This window comes from Mucilaginibacter polytrichastri, from assembly GCF_001911425.1.
GTDB lineage: Bacteria > Bacteroidota > Bacteroidia > Sphingobacteriales > Sphingobacteriaceae > Mucilaginibacter > Mucilaginibacter polytrichastri.
In genome coordinates, this window is sequence record NZ_MPPL01000001.1 from 2,857,882 (window position 1) to 2,878,612 (window position 20,731).

Consider the following 20,731-nt stretch of genomic DNA (forward strand, 5'->3'; position numbering starts at 1 on the left):
ATACTCCCATGGCAAACTTCATAGAACTACTTGACAAAAACGACCGTAACACATTAATTAATGTGGACAATATAACTTCTGTTGTAATTTATAAAGACCCGGAGGAGGAAGTAAGAATTTACCTGATTGGCGATAAAGATTCGTACATAACCGTGAAAGAAACGTATGAGGAGTTGAGGCAGATGCTCCAGGACTGGATAAAAGTAACCCTACGATAACCGGGACGGCCTATCGCAGGGTCTGATCTATTTAGAGTGATGTTCTAAAAAGCTTGTTCGTAGAAATTAACAGCGTCTTTGCTTTCTAACAGGGTATGTCCCATTAAAAACTCATCGACTTTGCGGGCAGCTTCGCGGCCTTCAGATATGGCCCAAACCACCAGTGATTGTCCGCGGCGCATATCGCCGCAGGCAAATACCTTACTGATGTTGGTACGATAAACGCCTTCTTTGGCTTTTACGTTTTTGCGCTCATCTATTTCAATGCCCAGGCTTTCCAGCATGCCATTGTATTGCGGGTTTACAAAGCCCATGGCTAAGAACACACGCTGGCAAGGTAGCTCGCGCTCTGATCCTTCAATCTCGGCAAACTTGGTAGGGCGACCTAAAAAGTCAGTTTCCCAGCTTACGTCGGTTACCTTAAGGGCACGCAGGTTACCTTCATCGTCACCCAAAAACGCTTTGGTATTGATACCGAAATGGCGCTGGCAACCTTCCTCGTGCGAGCTGGTTGTTTTTAGCACCATTGGGTAGCTTGGCCAAGGCATAGCAGCAGTACGCGCTGTTGGCGGCTGCGGCATAAACTCAAATTGCAGGATAGATTTTGCACCATGACGGTTTGAAGTACCCACACAGTCTGATCCGGTATCACCACCGCCTATTACCACTACATCTTTATCTGTAGCTAAAATATCTTCGGCAGTAAATGCGCTGTTGCCAACCCGCTTATTTTGTTGTTTCAGGAAGTCCATTGCAAAATAAACGCCCTTAAACTCACGGCCCGGGATAGGTAAATCACGCGGTATGGTTGAGCCACCCGCCATAACAACGGCATCGTAACCACGAACCAGTTCATCGGCTGCCAGGTCTTTGCCAATTTCTGTATTGCAGATAAATTCAATACCATCTGCTTCCAGAACCTGGATACGGCGGTCTATTACCCATTTCTCTAATTTAAAATCGGGGATGCCATAACGTAATAAACCTCCCGGCTTGTCGTCGCGTTCGTAAACAGTTACAGTGTGGCCTGCTTTGCTCAATTGTGCTGCAGCAGCTAAACCCGCAGGGCCAGAACCTACAACAGCCACCTTTTTACCCGTTTTAATTAACGGCGCAACAGGTTTAACGAGGTTCTTTTCATAGGCAATCTCGATAATGTGTTTCTCAATTTCCTCAATGGCTACAGGCGGCTTGTTAATGCCTAACACACATGCAGATTCGCAGGGTGCAGGGCAAATACGGCCTGTAAACTCGGGGAAATTATTGGTTGAAGATAGTATTTCATAGGCTTCAACCCAGTTTTTACGGTAAACGGCATCGTTAAACTCGGGGATAATATTACCGAGCGGGCAACCCGAGTGGCAAAAAGGTATGCCACAATTCATGCACCGTGCCGATTGTTCGTTTAGTTTATCAGCAGTGTACAGGCCAACAAACTCGTTATAGTTTTTCACCCTTGTATCGGGTGCTGTTTTACCAGGAAGTTCTCTGTTAAACTCCTGAAATCCGGTAGGCTTTCCCATATTTATTTGCTGACAGCTTGATATTCTTTTTCTTGTAAAACTCTTTTGTACTCTTTCGGAAATACTTTAACAAAATCCAATTTGGCTTCGGCCCAGTTGCTTAACAGTCTTTTTGCTACTTCGCTCTGGGTAAGGTTAGCATGCTTTTTAAGCAAGGTGAGAATCTGCTCTTCATCCTTTGGTGAAAGTGGGTCCAGATCAACCATTTCCGGGTTACAGTTTTCGGCAAACGTATGGTCCTGGTCGTAGATCCAGGCTAAACCACCGCTCATGCCGGCTGCAAAGTTGCGGCCTGTTTTGCCAAGTATCAGCGCACGGCCACCAGTCATGTACTCACAACCGTGATCGCCCACACCCTCTACAACCGCAGTTGCACCAGAGTTACGTACGGCGAAACGCTCGCCGGCCATACCACGCGCAAATAACTCGCCCGATGTTGCACCATACATGGCTACGTTACCAATGATAATGTTATTTTCTGGTGTAAACGTTGAGTTCGCAGCCGGGTAAATAGCCAGCTGAGCGCCAGATAAACCTTTACCTACATAATCATTGGCTTCACCTTCTAATTCAAAAGAGATCCCTTTTGCGGCAAAAGCACCAAAGCTTTGTCCGGCCGAACCTTTGAATTTGTAATTGATGGTATTATCCGGCAAACCAACAGAGCCGTATTTTTTAGAGATCTCGTTTGATAACAGGGTACCGATGGTACGGTCAATGTTTTTAACATCAAACGTAGCAAAAACCGGTGTTTTATCAGCCAATGCCTGCTGGGCTGTTTCTAACAGCTTCCAGTCAATGATATCGGCCATGCCGTGATCCTGGCTTTCGCTATTGTAAAGTGTTAAGCCTTTTTGGTTAGTAACCGGGTGTAATATGCCCGATAAGTCTACCTTTTTAGCTTTCCAGCTTTGTATATTGTCTCTTACTCTTAAAAACTGTACACGGCCAACCATCTCTTGTATGGTACGGAAACCAAGCTCGGCCATAATTTCGCGCATGTCCTCAGCCAGGAAACGGAACAGGTTAACGATATGCTCCGGCTTACCGCTGAACAGTTTACGCAGTTCAGGATCTTGTGTGGCCACGCCAACAGGGCAAGTATTTAAATGGCATTTACGCATCATGATACAGCCACCTACAACAAGTGCTGCAGTTGCAACCCCCCATTCTTCGGCACCCATTAATGCAGCAATAACCAAATCACGACCGGTTTTCATCTGCCCGTCAGCCTGTAACACTACGCGGCTGCGCAGTTTGTTACGCACCAGGGTCTGGTGTGCTTCTGCCAAGCCAAGTTCCCATGGTAAACCTGCATGTTTAATAGAACTCATTGGCGATGCACCTGTACCACCATCATAGCCGGCAATCAGGATTACATCGGCATGTGCTTTAGCCACACCTGCTGCAATAGTACCAACGCCTGCTTTTGATACCAACTTAACGTTGATACGTGCGGCACGGTTAGCGTTTTTAAGGTCGAAGATAAGCTGTGCTAAATCTTCGATAGAATAAATATCGTGATGCGGTGGCGGAGAAATTAAGCCTACGCCAGGCGTTGAGTGACGGGTTTTCGCAATCCAATCATCAACCTTGTGGCCCGGCAGTTGCCCACCTTCGCCCGGTTTTGCACCTTGCGCCATTTTAATCTGCAACTCATCAGCATTAGTCAGGTAGTTTGAAGTTACCCCAAAACGTGCCGAGGCAATTTGCTTAATGGCCGAACGCATCGAATCGCCGTTAGGCATGGTTTCGTAACGCATTTCGTCTTCTCCACCCTCGCCGGTATTGCTTTTGCCGCCAATGCGGTTCATAGCAATAGCCAGTGTGCTATGCGCCTCGTGCGATATTGAACCGAACGACATGGCACCTGTAGCGAAACGCTTCATGATGCTTTCTACCGGTTCAACTTCTTCTATCGAGATCGCTTCGCGGTGGTGTGTAAAATCTAACAGACCGCGGATGGTAAAGTGCTTTTCGGTTTGCTCGTTAACCAGTTTTGCGTAGCTTTTATAAACAGCAAAATCATTGGTACGGGTTGCATGTTGCAGTAAGTGAACCGTTTGCGGATTAAACAAGTGCTGCTCGCCGCGGCGTTTCCACTGGTAAATACCACCTTCTTGCAATAAACGGGTTTCGCCTTTAGAGTGGTTAAAGCCCATGCTGTGTTTACCCAATGCTTCGCGGGCAATTTCGTCGAGTCCCAAACCTTCTATACGGGTAACAGCACCGCAAAAATATTTATCGACAACTGCTTTATTCAAACCCAGGATCTCAAACACCTGAGAACCATGGTACGATTGAAGTGTAGAAATCCCCATTTTAGAAAAGATCTTCAACAAGCCATCGCAAATTGATTTAACGTAGTTATAAAAAAGTTTATCGGTTTCCAGCGTAGTTTCCAGGTCACCGCTAATTTTTAAATTTTCTATGGTAGACAGTGCCAGATATGGGTTAATAGCACTTGCACCAAACGCTAGTAAAGCAGCAAAGTGATGTACTTCCCAAGCGTCGCCAGCTTCAACAACCAAACCTACCGAACCACGGCAGCCTTTTTTAATCAAGTGGTGATGCACCGCAGATACCGCCAATAATGACGGAATGGGCGCATGCTCAGAATCGATAGCACGGTCTGAAAGGATCAATACTTCGAAACCATCTTCAACCGCATCTTCGGCATAACGGCAAAGCCTTGCTATACCTTTTTCCAGCGAGCCCGGCTGTCCATCGGCCTTAAAGTATGTTTGTAATGTTTTGGCGTGGAATAAGCCGGTATCAATACTCCTCAGTTTTTCAACTTCGTGGTTATTCAATATAGGGTGTTTCAGCTTTACGCAATGGCAATGCATTTTATCTTCATCCAACAGGTTACCGTTGTTACCGATAAAAGTAGCCAAACTCATTACCAAACGCTCACGGATAGGATCTATCGGCGGGTTGGTTACCTGTGCGAAAAACTGCTTAAAGTAGCTCGATAAATGCTGAGGTTTATCAGACAATACAGCCAAAGGCACATCTGTACCCATGGAGCCAATTGGTTCTTTACCATCAACCGCCATCGGTTTAATGATTACCTCGATATCCTCACGGCTATAACCAAACACCTGCTGGTAACGAAAAACAGAATCAGGTGTAAGGCTGGCGAAAGCCAAACGCGGCTCGGCCAGTTCTTCCATACGGATCTGATAATTATCTAACCAACGGCCATAAGGCTGTTGTGAAGCTATTTGCTGTTTAATTTCTTCGTCTTTAATGATCTTACCTTTTACGGTATCGATCAATAACATTTTACCCGGCTGCAGGCGGCCTTTGCTAATCACCGTACTTTCGTCGATGGTTAATACACCGGCTTCTGATGCTGCAATAACACGGTTGTCATTGGTAATTACATAACGCAGCGGGCGCAGGCCATTACGATCTAACAAAGCACCAACCAGTCTGCCATCTGTAAATGAGATAGCGGCGGGGCCATCCCAAGGCTCCATAATGGTGGCGTGATACTCATAGAACGCCTTTTTTATCGGGTCCATTTGCTCGTTACCATCCCAGGCCTCTGGGATCAGCATCATCATTACGTGCGGTAATGAACGGCCAGAGTGCAATAACACTTCGATAATGTTATCCAAACAAGCAGAATCTGACTGATTATTATCAATAACCGGCAACAGCATATCCATTTCTTCGCTGGTGAAGTATGATGATGCTAATGATTTAACACCGGCATAAAACCAGTTTAGGTTACCTGTCAGCGTGTTAATCTCTCCATTATGGGCAATTAAACGGAATGGCTGAGCAAGTTTCCACGAAGGGAATGTATTGGTTGAGAAACGCGAGTGGATCATGGCAAAGCCCGAAGCCACACGTGGATCTGCAAGGTCTGTGTAATACTGGCGTAACTGGTAAGTAGTTAGCTGGCCTTTATAAATAATGGTTTTGCTGGATAGTGAGGTAAAGTAAAAATGCTCACCTGCCTGCGGCACAGTTTCTAAAACTGTTTTGTTAATATATCTTCGTAATACAAAAAGTTTACGTTCAAAAACATCTGCAGTGGTAATGCTATGCGGCTTTAAAATAAACAGTTGCTCGGCATCGGGTTCTGCCTGGCGGGCCGTTTCGCCTATAACGGTATTATCTACTGGTACCTTGCGGTAACCTAAAATATGCAGTCCTAATTTCTCGGCAGCGCTGCTGATAATATTACGGCAAGCCTTCTTGAGCACAGAATCTTTAGGAAAAAAGATCATCCCTACGCCGTAATCTCCGGCCTCGGGTAAGCTCATTTCCAGGTTCGAGCATTCTTCCATCAAAAATTCATGGGGCAGTTGAATCAGGATACCTGCACCGTCACCGCTATCAGGGTCACAGCCGCAAGCACCGCGGTGCTCCATGTTTTCGAGAATAGTAAGGGCATCACGAACGATCTGGTTAGATTTATGTCCGTTAATGTTAGTTATAAATCCTGTACCACAGGAGTCATGTTCAAATTCGGGCCGGTACAAACCCTGCTGGGGGCAATCAGTTAAATCCATATTAAAAGAACCAATTTGAAAAAGGTGTAACAACGAAATTACTATTTTTAGAAAACATTTTAAATAGTGCTTAAATTTTTAAAAAGGTCGCAACAAAATCTATTCATCGGCTACAATTAATGAAAATTTCTTAATATTTATTACACTTCTATAAAAATATCTTAATTAAAATAGCTTACAAGGCTCATATCTGCTAATACCGTAACTGCACATTGTGGCATTTTTTGTTGCTTAGGCAACAAACGGCTATAAGTGTATAAAAACTCAATGCCTACCTAAAATTATGATAATGTTAAGAATGGTGTATTTGGCAACCTGCTCATTTACTTTTGCGGCATTAAATGATTAGTCTATTTTTGCAGCTTAATTGTAAAAAGCATGTCGGAAAAGAATAAAGCTGTTTTTTTAGATAGAGACGGGGTTTTAAACCAGGAAATGGGCGATTACGTGTGCAAGCTGGAAGACTTCCACGTACTTGAACATAACTTTGGTACACTAAAAGAGCTGCAAGACCGTGGTTACCTGTTAATTGTAGCTACCAACCAGGGCGGCATTGCCAAAAGCTGGTACACTGAAGATCAGCTGGCCGAAATGCATGCACACCTCAAAAAACTTTACGCCGAGCATGGTGTTGAGTTTACAGATATATACTATTGCCCGCACCACCCCAATTTTACCGGCGATTGTGATTGCCGCAAACCTAAACCGGGTTTATTATTAAGGGGGATTGCAGCATATAATATAGACCCTGCCCAATCTTATTTTATTGGCGACCGCGAGCGTGATGTAGAAGCGGGTACGGCAGCCGGTGTAAAAGGCATATTGATAAACAGCGATCAGCCTATCAGCGAAGTACTTGATCAGATAGCTTAACCTTAATATATAGCATGAAACTAAGCGCCTACTTAAAAAATATCGATTCGGTTATTGCAGCGGCTATTGGTTATTATGCTATTTATCTTTTTACCAAATATAATGGCATCGGCATATCGCCAGATTCTATTATGTATACCAGTGCAGCACGAAGCCTCCATGCTGATGGTGCCTTAACAACCTTCAACGGACATCCCATTGTTGACTTCCCGGTTTTCTACCCTATTTTCTTAGGGCTGACTTTCTTTATTAGCGGCATCGACCCTGTTGTTGCCGGGCCTGTTATTAATGGTTTGCTTTTTGCGGGAGTGATATTAATCAGCGGGTTACTAATGCAGCATTTTGCGGCTAAAAGCACTATCTATAAATGGTTGGTTTTGGGTGCGATAATATTAAGCCCGGCATTGTTGCAGATCTATACCTATTTATGGTCGGAGACGCTGTTTATATTCCTGGTGTTTGCTTTCTTTATCACCTTCTCTCAATATTTAAAAACGCATACCTATATAACGTTAGTCGTTGCCGCCTTGGTTGCAGGTATTAGTTGTATAACCCGCTACGCCGGTATAACTGTAATTGGTACAGGCTGCTTATTACTTTTGATTGAGAACGCATTGCCTTTTAAAGAACGGTGGAAGCGGATTTTCATCTTCGGCGCTATATCTTGCTCGTTATTAATTGCCAACCTCATTCGTAACCGCATTATGAGCGGTACGGGCACAGGCCCCCGCGAGGCGTCAATCACAGGCTTTTGGCAAAACATGATCTATTTTGGTGGCACCATTGTAGATTGGATTACCATACCAAGCGAGGCTGATTCTGTAGCTTTAGTCGTAGGTATTATTACTATAGTGGCATTAATGGTTGCCTTGTGGTTCCACGCCTTCAGAAGAAACCTGAATAACTATCTCATTATATCCATTACATTTTCGCTGATCTACGGTTTGTTTATTGTGCTATCGTCCACGTTTTCGCGCTATGAGCGCATTAACGACAGGCTGCTGGCCCCTATGTATATCCCAACCATATGGGCTTTAACCTGGTGGATTATACACATGCCTAAAAGATGGTCGCAAGCTGCTAAAATTCCTGTCTATGTTTTTTTGGGTATTTGTGCTTTGGTGATTGAATATCGTTTATATAAAGTGGACTACCAGCGCTGGGACGATCAGCGCGAATATGGCAACCCCGGCTATGCCGACGACGATTGGAAAGATTCGGGCCTGGTTAAGTATATGCGTAGCAACGGGGCTTTCTTTAAAACCAATGCGCCTATCTACTCTGATGCGCCCGAAGCTGTTTACTTTCTGGGCGGGCACACCGGCACCAGGTTGCTGCCACACCGCTATTTCCCTAAAACAGTAGAGAAATTTTTGGATCAAAAACATTATTACCTCATCTGGTTTGATAACCTCGATAATCCCGAGCTGATTAACCTGAAATATATTCAGCAGAAAAAAACCCTGAAAAAATTACAACAATTTGCCGACGGAAGCATTTATGAATACAGCGAGTCTGATCAACCTGCGAAATGATAAACTACTCATTTCATAGAAATTGATTTTTGATTTTCTAAATAAATTATATATTTGCACTGCTCACCAAAAGTTAGCTATAAAAATGAAGGTTTTCACTTTACATCATTTGCACCTGCACCATCGCCACCATGTGGCGATCAAATAATGATGTTTCTACGTGAAATATTAAACCTCCGTTTATCTTATAGTATAATCAATTCCAGCTTTGAAAACATTAAAAATAGCGATCCAAAAATCGGGTCGGCTCAACGAAAAGTCCGTTGAACTGCTTAAAAATTGTGGCCTTAATTTCGAGAACTACAAAAGTTCATTGATCTCGCCGGTGTCAAATTTCCCATTGGAAATCCTTTTTCTTCGTGATGACGATATCCCAGAATACGTACAAGACGGCATTGCCGATTTGGGTATTGTTGGCGAAAACGTAATTCAAGAAACTGAGGTTGAAGTTAACTACCTGCAAAGGTTAGGCTTTGGTAAATGCGCATTAAAAATTGCCATTACTAATAACAGTGATATCACCGATTTGCAACATCTAAACGGTAAATCAATCGCTACCACCTACCCTGCTATTTTGGGTAAGTTTTTAAAAGAGAACAACATTCAGTCTGATATTCGTAACATTTCCGGTTCGGTAGAAATTGCGCCGGGTTTGGGATTGGCTGATGCCATTTGCGATCTGGTATCAACAGGCGGAACGCTGAAAAGCAATGGCTTGAAACCTTTTGCCGATGTCATGTCGTCTGAAGCAGTTTTAATTGGTCGTAAAGGTGACGAGGATAACATCCTGATCCAGGAATTAATTCAACGTATTCAATCTGTATTACGCGCAAAAGAAACTAAATACGTTGTATTAAATATCCACCGCGATAATTTGCCTAAAATAATGAGTTTACTACCCGGTGTTAAAAGCCCTACAATAGTACCATTGGCCGAGGCAGATTGGGTTGCTGTACATACCGTAATCCCTGAACGCGATTTTTGGGACCGTATTAGCAGCATGAAGCAAGCCGGTGCAGAAGGTATTGTAGTGATGCCGATAGAGAAGATAATTCTTTAATCAGAATTTACTGAATTTGGGAATTCTCAGAATTACCGAATTTTACAATTAACAGAATTTCACATTAAAAAACTCCCTCTCATTTAGAGAGGGCTGAGGTGAGGCAACATGTTAAGAATATATAATTATCAGGATTTAAATACTGATGACCTGCAGCAACTGGTTCAACGTAATGTTGACCCGGCCAACGAGATCCGCTCGATTGTGGAAACGATTATCGACACCGTGCGCGAGCATGGCGATAATGCCCTGTTGGATTATGCACACAAGTTTGACAAAGTTAAACTCGACAAGCTTTACCTCGATAAAGCCGAGCTATCCGAATTGGCTAATGCCCTGCAACCAGAGCAAAAAGAAGCACTTAAAACGGCATACAATAATATCTACAAATTTCACAAGGCTCAATTAGTTAAAGAAGACAAAATTGAAACCATGCCTGGCGTAACCTGCTGGCGCGAATTAAGGCCGATTGAAAAAGTTGGCTTGTACATTCCCGGTGGTAGCGCGGTTTTGCCCAGTACATTTTTAATGCTGGGTATCCCCGCTCGCATAGCAGGCTGTAAAGAGATTGTTGTATGCTCGCCGCCGCAAAAAAGCGGCAAGGTTAACGCCTTTATTGCTTACGTTGCCGAACTGCTTGACATCGACCGTATTTACTTTGCCGGAGGCGCGCAGGCTATTGCAGCCATGGCTTATGGCACAGAAAGCATTGCCAAGGTTGACAAGATCTTTGGCCCCGGCAACCAGTTTGTAACCAAGGCGAAGACCATCATTCAATCTACCACCACAACGGCCATCGATATGCCTGCCGGCCCGTCAGAAGTTTTAGTAATTGCTGATGAAACCGCCAACCCAATTTTTGTAGCTGCGGATTTACTGGCGCAGGCAGAACATGGGAGTGATAGCCAGGCTGTTCTGGTAACCACATCAGAGCAAATGGCCGAAGCTGTTATTGCAGAACTTGCCAAACAGTTACCTACATTACCACGCGCCGAAATTGCCGGGCAAGCAATTGCCAACTCATACGCAGTTATTGTAAACAGCCTTAACCAGGCCATGCAATTCAGTAACCTGTATGCACCGGAACACTTGATCCTGGCAACAGAAAGCTGGGAACAGATCACCGGTGATATTATCAACGCAGGTTCTGTTTTCTTAGGCAACTTAACGCCCGAGAGCGTGGGCGATTATGCATCGGGTACTAACCATACCCTGCCTACCAGCACTTATGCACGGGCGTATTCAGGTGTTTCGGTTGATTCTTTTGTAAAGAAGATCACGTTTCAGCACATTAGTCCGCAAGGTATTAATAACATTGGCCCAACTGTGGAGATTTTGGCCGAGTTGGAAGGATTGCATGCGCACAAGAACGCGGTGACAGTGCGACTACAAAAATAGAAGTAAGAGACAAGAATCAAGAAACAAGACAAAATTTTAACCGGCATCATGAGGTATCCCCTCCTAACTCTACTCCAAAAGGAGAGACTTTTTAAAGCCCTCTGCTCCGGAGAGAGTTGGGTGAGGCTTCTACAATGACAACATAACAAAAAAGAGATGTTCGACATTAATAACATACTCAGAGAAAATATAAAAAACCTGGTTCCCTACTCATCCGCACGTGATGAATTTAAGGGTGAAGCCAGCATATACCTGGATGCTAACGAGAATGCATTTGGTTCGCCGTTGGATAAAGCGTACAACCGCTACCCCGACCCGATGCAGTACCAGGTTAAAATGCGCCTGAGCGAAATTAAAGGCGTACCTGCCCGAAACATCTTTTTAGGTAATGGCAGCGATGAGGCTATCGATATTCTGTTCCGCAGTTTCTGCAACCCGGGGGTTGATAACGTAATTTTGGTACCGCCTACTTATGGCATGTACGAAGTTTCGGCTAACATTAATGACGTGGAAGCCCGTAAAGTTCCGCTGACAGAAGAGTATCAGTTGAACGTTGAAGGGATTTCCGAAGCTATTGACAAAAACACTAAACTGATTTTCATCTGCTCGCCTAATAACCCTACAGGTAATTCTATCAATCGTGATGATATTGAAACCCTGCTGGCCAATTTTAGCGGTATAATTGTGGTTGATGAAGCTTATATCAACTTCAGCCGTCAAAAAACTTTTATTCAGGAACTGACAGAGTACGCCAATTTGGTGGTAATGCAAACGCTGTCAAAAGCATGGGGCTTAGCTGGCTTACGTGTAGGTATGGCATTTGCCAGTGAAGAAATTATTGAGGTGATGAACAAGGTTAAACCACCTTACAACATCAACGAAGCTTCGCAGCAATTAGCATTACAGGCTTTGCAAAATACCGATCTGGTAAACCTTTGGATCAAAGAGCTATTGGCCGAGCGCGATAAACTAGTTTTGAAACTGAAGGATTTTGATTTCGTGCTGGATATTTATCCGTCTGACGCCAACTTTATCCTGGTTAAAACTACCGATGCAAAGGGCATCTACAACTTCCTGGTTGGATATGGAATCATCGTTCGCGATCGTTCTAAAGTAGAGCTTTGCCAGGGTTCGTTAAGAATAACTGTTGGAACACCGGACGAAAACCAAAAATTATTAGAAACTTTACAGCTATACAAATGATCGGTCCCCAGAAAATATTGTTTATAGACAGAGATGGTACATTAATTAAAGAATGTGCCGACGAGCAGATAGACTCTTTCTACAAGCTAGAGTTTTATAACAAAGCCCTGCAATACCTGCCACGTATAGCTGCCGAGCTTGATTTTAAGCTGGTAATGGTAACTAACCAGGATGGCTTGGGAACCATCAGCCACCCTGACGAAAACTTTTTCCCGGTACAAGACATGGTGCTTAAAACCTTCGCTAACGAAGGTGTAGTATTTTCTGCCGTACACATCGACCGCACATTTCCATACCAGCATGCCCCTACCCGCAAACCGGGTACCGGTATGCTTACCGAATATTTAGATACTGAAAAGTATGATCTGCAAGGCTCATTCGTAATCGGCGATCGTAAAAACGATGTACTGCTTGCCAAAAACTTAGGAGCAAAAGCCATTTGGCTAAACAATAATTCGGGATTAGGCGCAAAAGAATTTACTGAAGAAGAAAACGCAGCCATTAAAGACGTTGTTGCCTTAGAAAGTACCGACTGGCAAAAGATCTACGAGTTTTTAAAACTAGGCGAACGCGTTGCAGAACGCCGCCGTACCACCAAAGAAACTGATGTTTTTATTAAAATTAATTTAGATGGTACAGGTGAAGCGAAAGTAAATACAGGCCTGCATTTCTTTGATCATATGCTGGATCAGATTGCCCGTCACGGCAGTATTGATTTGGTGGTTGAGGCCAAAGGCGATTTGCATATAGATGAGCATCACACCATAGAAGATACCGCAATTGCTTTAGGCGAGGTTTTTGCAACAGCTTTAGGCGATAAACGTGGGATTGAACGTTACGGTTTCTGCCTGCCAATGGACGATTGCCTGGCACAGGCAGCGATAGACTTTGGCGGCCGCAACTGGCTGGTTTGGGATGCAGATTTTAAACGCGAAAAAGTGGGCGATGTACCTACAGAAATGTTTTTACATTTCTTTAAATCGTTCTCAGACGCTTCGAAATCAAACCTCAACATCAAAGCCGAAGGCCAAAACGAACATCACAAAATAGAAGCAATATTTAAAGCCTTTGCCAAAGCCATTAAAATGGCTGTAAGAAGGGACGCAAATAATATGGTTTTACCAAGCACTAAAGGGATGCTTTAAGAGAGATGAAAGAAACCAGAGCCAAGAAACAAGATAGCACTGTACATTTTGTTTTTTATCTTGTCTCTTGTTTCTCGGCTCTTGTCTCTAGATAGAATATGATAGGAATAGTACGTTACGGCGCAGGGAACATTTTCTCACTAACTTCGGCTTTAGACAGGCTGGGCATTACCTACGGCATGATCAATAATGAAGCTGATTTTGAACAGTTTGACCGCTATATTATCCCCGGTGTAGGGCATGCAGGTGCGGCCATGGCTAAGCTTGAAAATACAGGGCTGGTGCCAAAGATCAAGGCGTTAAACAAACCAACCTTGGGTATCTGTGTGGGTATGCAGCTGCTAACCGCACATTCTGAAGAAGGCGACGCCGATCTGCTCAATATCATCCCGGTAAAAACCTTAAAATTTAAGGATGAGCCCGGTTTTAAGGTGCCACACACCGGCTGGAACAACGTATATCCACAAGCCGGAAATCCACTTTTTGAAAATATTCCTGCTGACGCTCATTTTTACTTTGTACATTCATACTATATTGAATATGATGGGGCATACACTTTAGCGTCAACCAATTATATCAATAATTTTTCGGCATCAATTTGGCATAATAATTTTTTCGGCGTGCAATTCCATCCTGAAAAATCAGGTGAGTACGGCGAAACTTTACTTAAAAACTTTTCAAAACTTTAAAGGCATGTATATAATCCCTGCCATCGACATACTCGATAAAAAAGTAGTTCGCCTTCGTGAAGGTAACTACGAACAGGTAACTCATTACGATGTTACACTGGAAGAGATGATCGAAAGGTATCAATCCAACGGCACAAATTTCATTCATGTTATTGATTTGAATGGCGCCAAAAATGATTTCTCTAATCAGGAGTATCTGTTCAACGTGATCAAAAAAACGGATATGAAAGTACAATACGGCGGCGGCGTTCGCAGTATTGAAAAGGTTAAAGAACTGATAGACGCTGGCATCCACCGCGTTATTGTAGGTACACAGGCCATCACCAATCCCAGCTTTCTGGAAGACCTGAGCAAAGCCCTTTGCGGTAAAGAACGCTGCTCAGACCAGGTTGTGGTGGCTATTGACGTACTCGACGAAGTAATCAAATACTCCGGCTGGATGGAAAGTTCGCCTATTAAGTTAATGGACTATGTTGATAAATGCCTGGCTTTAGGTTTCTTCCGCTTCCTGTGTACCGATATCAATAAAGACGGTAAACTGGGCGGCGCAGGCATCGAACTATATGAAAAACTGCTGGATCACTCTCCTTTCATCAAACTGATCGCCTCAGGTGGTGTAAGTTCCATGAAAGATATAGAACAGCTCAGCAAAATTAAGGTAGAATCTGTTGTAGTAGGTAAAGCCATTTATGAAGGTCTGGTTACTATTGAAGAGATCAAAGACTGGAATTTACAGTCGCTGATCTCTATTTAAACCTTTCCACCCGTCATCCTGAACTTGTTTCAGGATCCTACAGTACAGGTATACGTTATACTTAGCACGTGGGTTGCCGAAACAAGTTCGGCATGACAAGTAGATTAAATAATATCGTCATTGCGAGGTACGAAGCAATCCCCTACTTACAGGGTCGCTCTGCACAGCTACGAGATTGATTCGTACCTCGCAATGACAAGTTAAAACCCCATGCTCGCAAAACGAATCATCCCCTGCCTTGATGTAAAAGACGGCCGTACGGTTAAAGGCGTAAACTTTGTAGACCTACGTGATGCCGGCGACCCGGTAGAGCTGGCCTGGAACTATTCGCGCCAGGGTGCCGACGAATTGGTGTTTCTGGACATCACCGCTACGCACGAGCGCCGCAAAACCATGATCGAGATGGTTAAAGCAGTAGCCAGGCAAATCAATATCCCATTTACCATTGGTGGTGGTATTATGGAGATTGCAGATGCTGATGCACTGTTAAATGCCGGAGCCGATAAAATTTCGATCAATTCTGCCGCGGTACGAAACCCTGGTTTTATTGACGAATTAGCTAAAGCCTTCGGTGTACAATTTGTTGTCGTTGCTGTTGATACACGTTACGATGGTAATGCCAATATAGTTCATCTAAATGGCGGACGGATACCAACTGAAAAGGAAACTTTAGATTGGATTACAGAAGCAGAAAGCCGTGGTGCAGGCGAAATACTATTGACCTCGATGGATCATGACGGTACCAAAGCCGGATTTGATAACAACCTCCTGAAGATAGTTAATGATGTGGTCAACATCCCGGTTATTGCCTCTGGTGGTGCGGGGAGTGTACAGCATTTTGTAGATGTGTTTCAGAAAACCAATGTGGATGCCGCTTTGGCTGCATCGGTATTTCATTACGGGCAAATTTTAATACCCGATTTAAAATTGGCTTTAAAAAACCAAAACATTAACGTAAGATAATTGATACTTAGCTTAACGGCTATATTTGCGAACCGCTTGTAAGGTGGTTTTTTACCAAAGAATAATGGAAATAGATTTCGATAAAACCGACGGACTGGTTCCGGTTGTGATACAGGATGTACAAACACTTGAGGTATTGATGCTGGGCTATATGAATGCCGAGGCTTATCAAAAAACCATCAAAGAAAATATAGTTACGTTTTTCTCCCGTTCTAAAAATCGCTTATGGACCAAGGGCGAAACCAGTGGCAATTTCTTACATGTAAAAAGCGTACATATCGATTGCGATAAAGACACAATCCTGATTATGGTTAGGCCGCAAGGAGCTACCTGCCATACGGGCGCGCGAAGCTGTTTTGATACCGCTTACAATCAAAACTTTATACTGGAACTGGAAAACATTATCCGCAACCGTTATGAAGACCCACAGGAAGGATCGTACGTTAACAAACTGCGCAATAAAGGCCTTAACAAAATAGCACAAAAGGTTGGCGAAGAAGCTGTTGAAACCGTTATTGCTGCCCTGGCAGAAACAGAGACCGATATGATCAATGAATCATCAGACCTCGTTTTTCACCTCTTGGTTCTGCTGCGCGAAAAAGGCTTATCGCTTGAAACAATAGCTAAAAACCTGGAGGCGAGACATAAATAGTTTATTGCTTAAGTTATGTTGACGAAGATATTTCTCAATACTTTGCTTATTTGCGCTCTCGGTATCTTTAACTGCAGTGCGCAGTCAGAAACTTTAAGAAACCACATCGCCGAAATTGCAAAGGAGGCCAAGGGTATAGTAGGCGTTTCTGTTTTGAACATCGAAACCGGTGATACTTTATCTTATAACGGGTATAAACATTTCCCGATGCAAAGTGTGATGAAGTACCCTATTGCAATTACCGTGCTGCATGAGATTGATAAGGGTAAGTTTACCATTGATCAACCCATCCATGTTGATAAAAGTGACTATTACGATACCTACAGCCCCCTTAAAGATAAATATCCCGAAGGGAACATTAATGTCTCTATCAAAGAATTGTTGAGCTACATGGTTTCATTAAGTGATAACATCGCCTGCGATGTGCTGCTTAAAACACTTGGCGGCACGGATAAAGTTGATGCCTACATGCATACCATCGGCATTAATAATATAGCTATTAAAGCATCCGAATACCAGATGGCCCAAGCATGGGATGTGCAATTTACTAACTGGGTACAACCCAAAGAACTTACCCGACTTCTTAAAATTTCTTTTAAACCCGACTTCCTTTCTCCGCCAAGCTATGCTTATTTATGGAAAATTATGCAGGCTACATCTACCGGGCCAAAGCAAATTAAAGGCTTGTTGCCTGAGGGTACAATAGTATATCATAAAACCGGCAGATCGGGTACCAATGCGCAGGGCATCAGTGCTGCTACTAATGATGTTGGTATTATTACTTTGCCCGATGGAATTCATTTAGCAATTGCCATACTTTTAAGTAATTCATCTGTTGATATGCCAACCCGCGAATCTGTAATTGCCCGTATAGCTAAAGCAGCTTACGACAATGCAGTTAAACAGTAACCATGAAAGCAGAACAAGCATTTGAACTAACAGGCCACCAAAACCCCATATTTTCTGCCGAACTATCGCAAAAACCGGGGCTGCTGTTTACCGGCGGTAACGATAAGGGGGTGGTAGAATGGAGCTTAACAAAGCAGGAATTTATTAAAGTAATGTTCCAGGTGCCCGGTTCAGTTTATGCTATACACTGCCCTGTCGGTTTACCATTAATGTTTGTAGGTTTGCGTAACGGGCAGGTTTTAGTTTTTAATTTTATCGAACAAAAAATCATTACTACACTTAAACAGCACACCAAGCCGATTTTTGACATTAAATCTATCGCAGATAAGGGCGAATTGTTAATAGCATCAGAAGACGGCTCAGTTTCAGTTTGGAACTTAAAAGATCTGAACCTTTTGCACACCATTAAAATATCAACAGATACCATCCGTTCCATTGCCATATCGCCCAACCAAAAACAAATGGCTATTGGCTGCAGGGATAATAATGTACAGGTTTACCATACCGATGATTATGCACCGCTCAGTACGTTGTATGGCCATACTATGGCTGTATTTACCACACAATATACCAATGATGGGCGCTACATTTTATCAGGCGGGCGCGATGCCCAGGTTAAAATTTGGGATACCACTACATTCGAATTAGTAAAAAGCATACCTGCACATTTATTTGCAGTGAACCATATTTTAGCACACCCTACCCTGCCCTATTTTGCTACGGCAAGTATGGATAAAAGCATTAAAATTTGGGGTGCCGATGATTTTAAGCTGTACAAAATCATCAGCCGCGAAAAGGGTTATGCATGCCACCTGCTTTCTATCAATAAGCTGGCTTGGGTTGGCGATCAGCTGATCTCCGTAAGTGATGATAAACGTGTACTGGGCTGGGATATTGAATTTTAAGTAAACCGCTTAATGATGCGCAGTTTGTGGGTATAGCGTTTAAACTCTTCAGAATAAATGCCTTGACCGTCCATTCGCTCTATTTTCACCCTGCCAGATGCATGGATAATTTGCTCATTATTCATCATGATGCCCACGTGTACAATACGGCCTTCGTCATTGTCAAAAAATGCCACATCGCCCGGCTTAACTTCTGGCAAAAAGTCAACCACGGTACCTTCTTCTGCCTGCAAATAGGCATCACGCTTTAAAGTTAGCCCACGCTGGCGAAAAACTGCCTGCACCAAACCGGAGCAATCAATGCCAAAGTGTGTGCGGCCACCCCAAAGATAAGGAGTGTTTAAAAATGATTGGGCCAGCGCCAGCAGGTCAACACCAGTGGCTGTGGTATTGCTCACCTCGTAACGTTCTTCACCAATTTTCAATAAGCCATTGGTAACCCCGGGTAACAAACTGCCGAAGGGAATGTACACCAATGTACTGTCTGATTGCTTTACAATAGCACTGATAGCTTTGTTGGTTAATAAAGTATCTGCTGCAAATTGCAGGTACTCGCTTTCTGTAATGGCGGTAATTTGGTTAACACTCATCCAGCCCTCATACCCATCATGCGCAGCAATAATGCGGGCCCATTTTTCGGTACGTTCCATTATTTCATAAACCTCGCCAAACAAAAGCTGCGAAACCATTTCACTTTGTTCGCGGGCTTCTTTCCGCATAGGGATAATTGCCAGGTTACTAATACCGTATTCCATATAGGGCGAATATATTTATTTAGAATTAAAGCCAACAAACAAGGGAGAAAGATTTTAAACTCTTTACAATAAATGGCAATAAAAAAGGTTCCGTTAATACCGGAACCCTTTTTTAAACTAAACAAAACGAATGCTTATTCACCCAGGTGAAGCCACTCTTTTTTAGCTAATAATTCTTCTTCGCTTTCGCGGATATCTTCGTCATCCACACAACAATCAACCGGGCAAACGGCTGCACACTGAGGCTCGTCGTGGAAACCCACACACTCGGTACATTTATCGGGTACAATGTAGTATATATCGTCAGACAGAGCCGCCTGGGTTTCTTCAGCATTCAGCGTATTGCCTTCGCCAAAATCTATAACCCCACGCAAACCTGTACCGTCCGAAAAGCGCCATGCTGCGCCAGCGTCGTAAATAGCGTTATTTGGACATTCCGGTTCACATGCCCCGCAGTTTATACATTCGTCGGTGATTTTGATCGCCATAATTATTATAATCTTATATATCTGAGTTACCTTTGTATTTTCGGAAATACAACTGCAAATATAACAAAAAAGCTTTTCGAGGGTTTAAAAAACCTTATCCTATATGACGCAAAAAGATAAAAATTACATAATAAACGTATTTAACACACTAGGGCAACGCTTATCTGCACCGGATGAAACCTTATCGGCTGTAATTAACAATGAACATTATCATAATGCATGGTTTACACAAGCCAGTGTTATGCAAGCTGTTAAAGCCGCAGGCAACATGCTAAACGATGCCGACCTGCATACCTGGCTGGATAAATACCCCAATCATCCTGCTACTCCAAAACGGGTTGGATTAATATTGGCCGGCAATATCCCCATGGTTGGTTTTCATGATATTATCTGCGTGCTTGCTACCGGTAATATTGCACTGATTAAGCTATCCACTCAAGATTCGCGGCTAATTACCCATATATTACAAATGCTGGTAGAAATTGAGCCGGCCTTGGCAAATCAGCTTGTATTTACAGAACGTTTGATAGAATTTGATGCCGTAATAGCAACCGGCAGCAATAATACATCCCGCTATTTCGATTACTATTTTGGCAAGGTGCCCAACATCATCCGCAAAAACCGCAACAGCGTAGCCATGATCAGCGGGTACGAAACCCCGGAAGAGTTAACCCGCCTTGGGCATGATATTTTTGATTACTACGGCCTGGGTTGCCGTAATGTATCGAGCATGCTGGTACCGCGCGATTATGATTTTATTCCGTTTTTTGAGGCGATAGAAGAGTATAACCCGGTTGGCGATCATCACAAGTTCCATAACAATTACGATTATAACAAGGCCATCTATCTGGTAAACCGCGACAAGCATCTAGACAACGGCTTTTTGTTGATTAAAGAAGATGAGCGTTTAGCCTCGCCCCTTGCCGTAACGTTTTATCAATATTACGACACGCTTGATGCTGCCATTGAAACCTTGAACAACCGCAGCCAGGAGATACAATGCGTAGTAAGCCAGATGAGGCTGGAAATTAACAGCCAGGTGGTACCATTTGGCCAAAGCCAGTACCCCCAATTATGGGATTATGCAGATGGGATCGATACGATGCATTTCTTGTCAAATCTTTAATAGATG

General features: G+C 43.4%; 18 protein-coding genes. 14 read left to right on the forward strand and 4 right to left on the reverse strand.

All coding sequences use genetic code 11. The features are described from left to right. Positions 1-218: hypothetical protein (locus tag RG47T_RS12135; protein ID WP_216351049.1), on the forward strand; the 218-nt coding region annotated here is incomplete at its 5' end. 44 nt (positions 219-262) lie between these two features. Here the strand turns inward: RG47T_RS12135 and RG47T_RS12140 are convergent. After that, positions 263-1,741 (reverse strand): glutamate synthase subunit beta, encoded by a 1,479-nt coding sequence (locus RG47T_RS12140; protein ID WP_074489713.1) that lies wholly within the window; start codon positions 1,739-1,741, stop codon positions 263-265. 2 nt (positions 1,742-1,743) lie between these two features. Further along, the gene (gene gltB / locus RG47T_RS12145) at positions 1,744-6,270 is read right to left on the reverse strand and encodes a glutamate synthase large subunit (protein ID WP_074489714.1); all 4,527 of its coding nucleotides are present in this window, start codon (positions 6,268-6,270) and stop codon (positions 1,744-1,746) included. 378 nt (positions 6,271-6,648) lie between these two features. On the opposite strand from gltB, the gene RG47T_RS12150 reads away from it, so the two are divergent. From RG47T_RS12150 to RG47T_RS12205, 12 genes are all read left to right on the forward strand, one after another. After that, positions 6,649-7,143: a D-glycero-alpha-D-manno-heptose-1,7-bisphosphate 7-phosphatase gene (locus tag RG47T_RS12150; protein ID WP_074489715.1), complete on the forward strand. Its 495-nt coding sequence runs from the start codon at positions 6,649-6,651 to the stop codon at positions 7,141-7,143. Between the two features lie 14 nt (positions 7,144-7,157). Then, positions 7,158-8,678: a hypothetical protein gene (locus RG47T_RS12155; RefSeq protein WP_074489716.1), complete on the forward strand. Its 1,521-nt coding sequence runs from the start codon at positions 7,158-7,160 to the stop codon at positions 8,676-8,678. A gap of 208 nt (positions 8,679-8,886) precedes the next feature. Further along, entirely contained in the window at positions 8,887-9,738 is an 852-nt protein-coding gene (hisG, locus tag RG47T_RS12160; RefSeq protein WP_074489717.1) for an ATP phosphoribosyltransferase, read from the forward strand. A gap of 108 nt (positions 9,739-9,846) precedes the next feature. Then, positions 9,847-11,136 (forward strand): histidinol dehydrogenase, encoded by a 1,290-nt coding sequence (hisD, locus tag RG47T_RS12165; protein ID WP_074489718.1) that lies wholly within the window; start codon positions 9,847-9,849, stop codon positions 11,134-11,136. 156 nt (positions 11,137-11,292) lie between these two features. Continuing rightward, positions 11,293-12,339, forward strand: coding sequence for a histidinol-phosphate transaminase (gene hisC / locus RG47T_RS12170; RefSeq protein ID WP_074489719.1), 1,047 nt, complete (start codon positions 11,293-11,295; stop codon positions 12,337-12,339). Further along, entirely contained in the window at positions 12,336-13,484 is a 1,149-nt protein-coding gene (hisB, locus tag RG47T_RS12175; protein ID WP_074489720.1) for a bifunctional histidinol-phosphatase/imidazoleglycerol-phosphate dehydratase HisB, read from the forward strand. The genes hisC and hisB overlap by 4 nt, the downstream gene beginning before the upstream one ends. Positions 13,485-13,582: 98 nt before the next feature. Continuing rightward, positions 13,583-14,173: an imidazole glycerol phosphate synthase subunit HisH gene (gene hisH, locus RG47T_RS12180; protein ID WP_074489721.1), complete on the forward strand. Its 591-nt coding sequence runs from the start codon at positions 13,583-13,585 to the stop codon at positions 14,171-14,173. A 4-nt stretch (positions 14,174-14,177) separates the two neighbouring features. After that, complete coding sequence (locus tag RG47T_RS12185) at positions 14,178-14,927, forward strand: 1-(5-phosphoribosyl)-5-[(5-phosphoribosylamino)methylideneamino]imidazole-4-carboxamide isomerase (protein ID WP_074489722.1); 750 nt, start codon at positions 14,178-14,180, stop codon at positions 14,925-14,927. A gap of 210 nt (positions 14,928-15,137) precedes the next feature. Beyond that, positions 15,138-15,890 (forward strand): imidazole glycerol phosphate synthase subunit HisF, encoded by a 753-nt coding sequence (gene hisF / locus RG47T_RS12190; protein WP_074489723.1) that lies wholly within the window; start codon positions 15,138-15,140, stop codon positions 15,888-15,890. 64 nt (positions 15,891-15,954) lie between these two features. Further along, entirely contained in the window at positions 15,955-16,542 is a 588-nt protein-coding gene (hisIE, locus tag RG47T_RS12195; RefSeq protein ID WP_074489724.1) for a bifunctional phosphoribosyl-AMP cyclohydrolase/phosphoribosyl-ATP diphosphatase HisIE, read from the forward strand. Positions 16,543-16,557: 15 nt separating this feature from the next. Next, a complete protein-coding gene (bla, locus tag RG47T_RS12200) occupies positions 16,558-17,451 on the forward strand; it encodes a class A beta-lactamase, subclass A2 (RefSeq protein ID WP_074489725.1) in 894 nt (297 codons plus the stop codon). 2 nt (positions 17,452-17,453) lie between these two features. Beyond that, positions 17,454-18,356: a WD40 repeat domain-containing protein gene (locus RG47T_RS12205; RefSeq protein ID WP_074489726.1), complete on the forward strand. Its 903-nt coding sequence runs from the start codon at positions 17,454-17,456 to the stop codon at positions 18,354-18,356. Here the strand turns inward: RG47T_RS12205 and RG47T_RS12210 are convergent. Beyond that, positions 18,353-19,111 (reverse strand): C40 family peptidase, encoded by a 759-nt coding sequence (locus tag RG47T_RS12210; protein WP_074489727.1) that lies wholly within the window; start codon positions 19,109-19,111, stop codon positions 18,353-18,355. The two genes, RG47T_RS12205 and RG47T_RS12210, sit on opposite strands and share 4 nt — an antisense overlap. Positions 19,112-19,245: 134 nt before the next feature. After that, positions 19,246-19,599, reverse strand: a complete 354-nt coding sequence (locus tag RG47T_RS12215; protein WP_074489728.1) for a 4Fe-4S dicluster domain-containing protein — start codon at positions 19,597-19,599, stop codon at positions 19,246-19,248. A gap of 103 nt (positions 19,600-19,702) precedes the next feature. On the opposite strand from RG47T_RS12215, the gene RG47T_RS12220 reads away from it, so the two are divergent. Further along, complete coding sequence (locus RG47T_RS12220; protein WP_074489729.1) at positions 19,703-20,725, forward strand: aldehyde dehydrogenase family protein; 1,023 nt, start codon at positions 19,703-19,705, stop codon at positions 20,723-20,725. The last annotated feature ends 6 nt before the right edge of the window (positions 20,726-20,731 follow it).

What these genes read in the sequence shown, in the direction of transcription:
- RG47T_RS12140 (WP_074489713.1), bottom strand. Translation starts at nt 1,741, where the DNA reads ATGGGAAAGCCTACCGGATTTCAGGAGTTTAACAGAGAACTTCCTGGT.
- gltB (WP_074489714.1), bottom strand. Translation starts at nt 6,270, where the DNA reads ATGGATTTAACTGATTGCCCCCAGCAGGGTTTGTACCGGCCCGAATTT.
- RG47T_RS12150 (WP_074489715.1), top strand. Translation starts at nt 6,649, where the DNA reads ATGTCGGAAAAGAATAAAGCTGTTTTTTTAGATAGAGACGGGGTTTTA.
- RG47T_RS12155 (WP_074489716.1), top strand. Translation starts at nt 7,158, where the DNA reads ATGAAACTAAGCGCCTACTTAAAAAATATCGATTCGGTTATTGCAGCG.
- hisD (WP_074489718.1), top strand. Translation starts at nt 9,847, where the DNA reads ATGTTAAGAATATATAATTATCAGGATTTAAATACTGATGACCTGCAG.
- hisC (WP_074489719.1), top strand. Translation starts at nt 11,293, where the DNA reads ATGTTCGACATTAATAACATACTCAGAGAAAATATAAAAAACCTGGTT.
- hisB (WP_074489720.1), top strand. Translation starts at nt 12,336, where the DNA reads ATGATCGGTCCCCAGAAAATATTGTTTATAGACAGAGATGGTACATTA.
- hisH (WP_074489721.1), top strand. Translation starts at nt 13,583, where the DNA reads ATGATAGGAATAGTACGTTACGGCGCAGGGAACATTTTCTCACTAACT.
- RG47T_RS12185 (WP_074489722.1), top strand. Translation starts at nt 14,178, where the DNA reads ATGTATATAATCCCTGCCATCGACATACTCGATAAAAAAGTAGTTCGC.
- hisF (WP_074489723.1), top strand. Translation starts at nt 15,138, where the DNA reads ATGCTCGCAAAACGAATCATCCCCTGCCTTGATGTAAAAGACGGCCGT.
- hisIE (WP_074489724.1), top strand. Translation starts at nt 15,955, where the DNA reads ATGGAAATAGATTTCGATAAAACCGACGGACTGGTTCCGGTTGTGATA.
- bla (WP_074489725.1), top strand. Translation starts at nt 16,558, where the DNA reads ATGTTGACGAAGATATTTCTCAATACTTTGCTTATTTGCGCTCTCGGT.
- RG47T_RS12205 (WP_074489726.1), top strand. Translation starts at nt 17,454, where the DNA reads ATGAAAGCAGAACAAGCATTTGAACTAACAGGCCACCAAAACCCCATA.
- RG47T_RS12210 (WP_074489727.1), bottom strand. Translation starts at nt 19,111, where the DNA reads ATGGAATACGGTATTAGTAACCTGGCAATTATCCCTATGCGGAAAGAA.
- RG47T_RS12215 (WP_074489728.1), bottom strand. Translation starts at nt 19,599, where the DNA reads ATGGCGATCAAAATCACCGACGAATGTATAAACTGCGGGGCATGTGAA.
- RG47T_RS12220 (WP_074489729.1), top strand. Translation starts at nt 19,703, where the DNA reads ATGACGCAAAAAGATAAAAATTACATAATAAACGTATTTAACACACTA.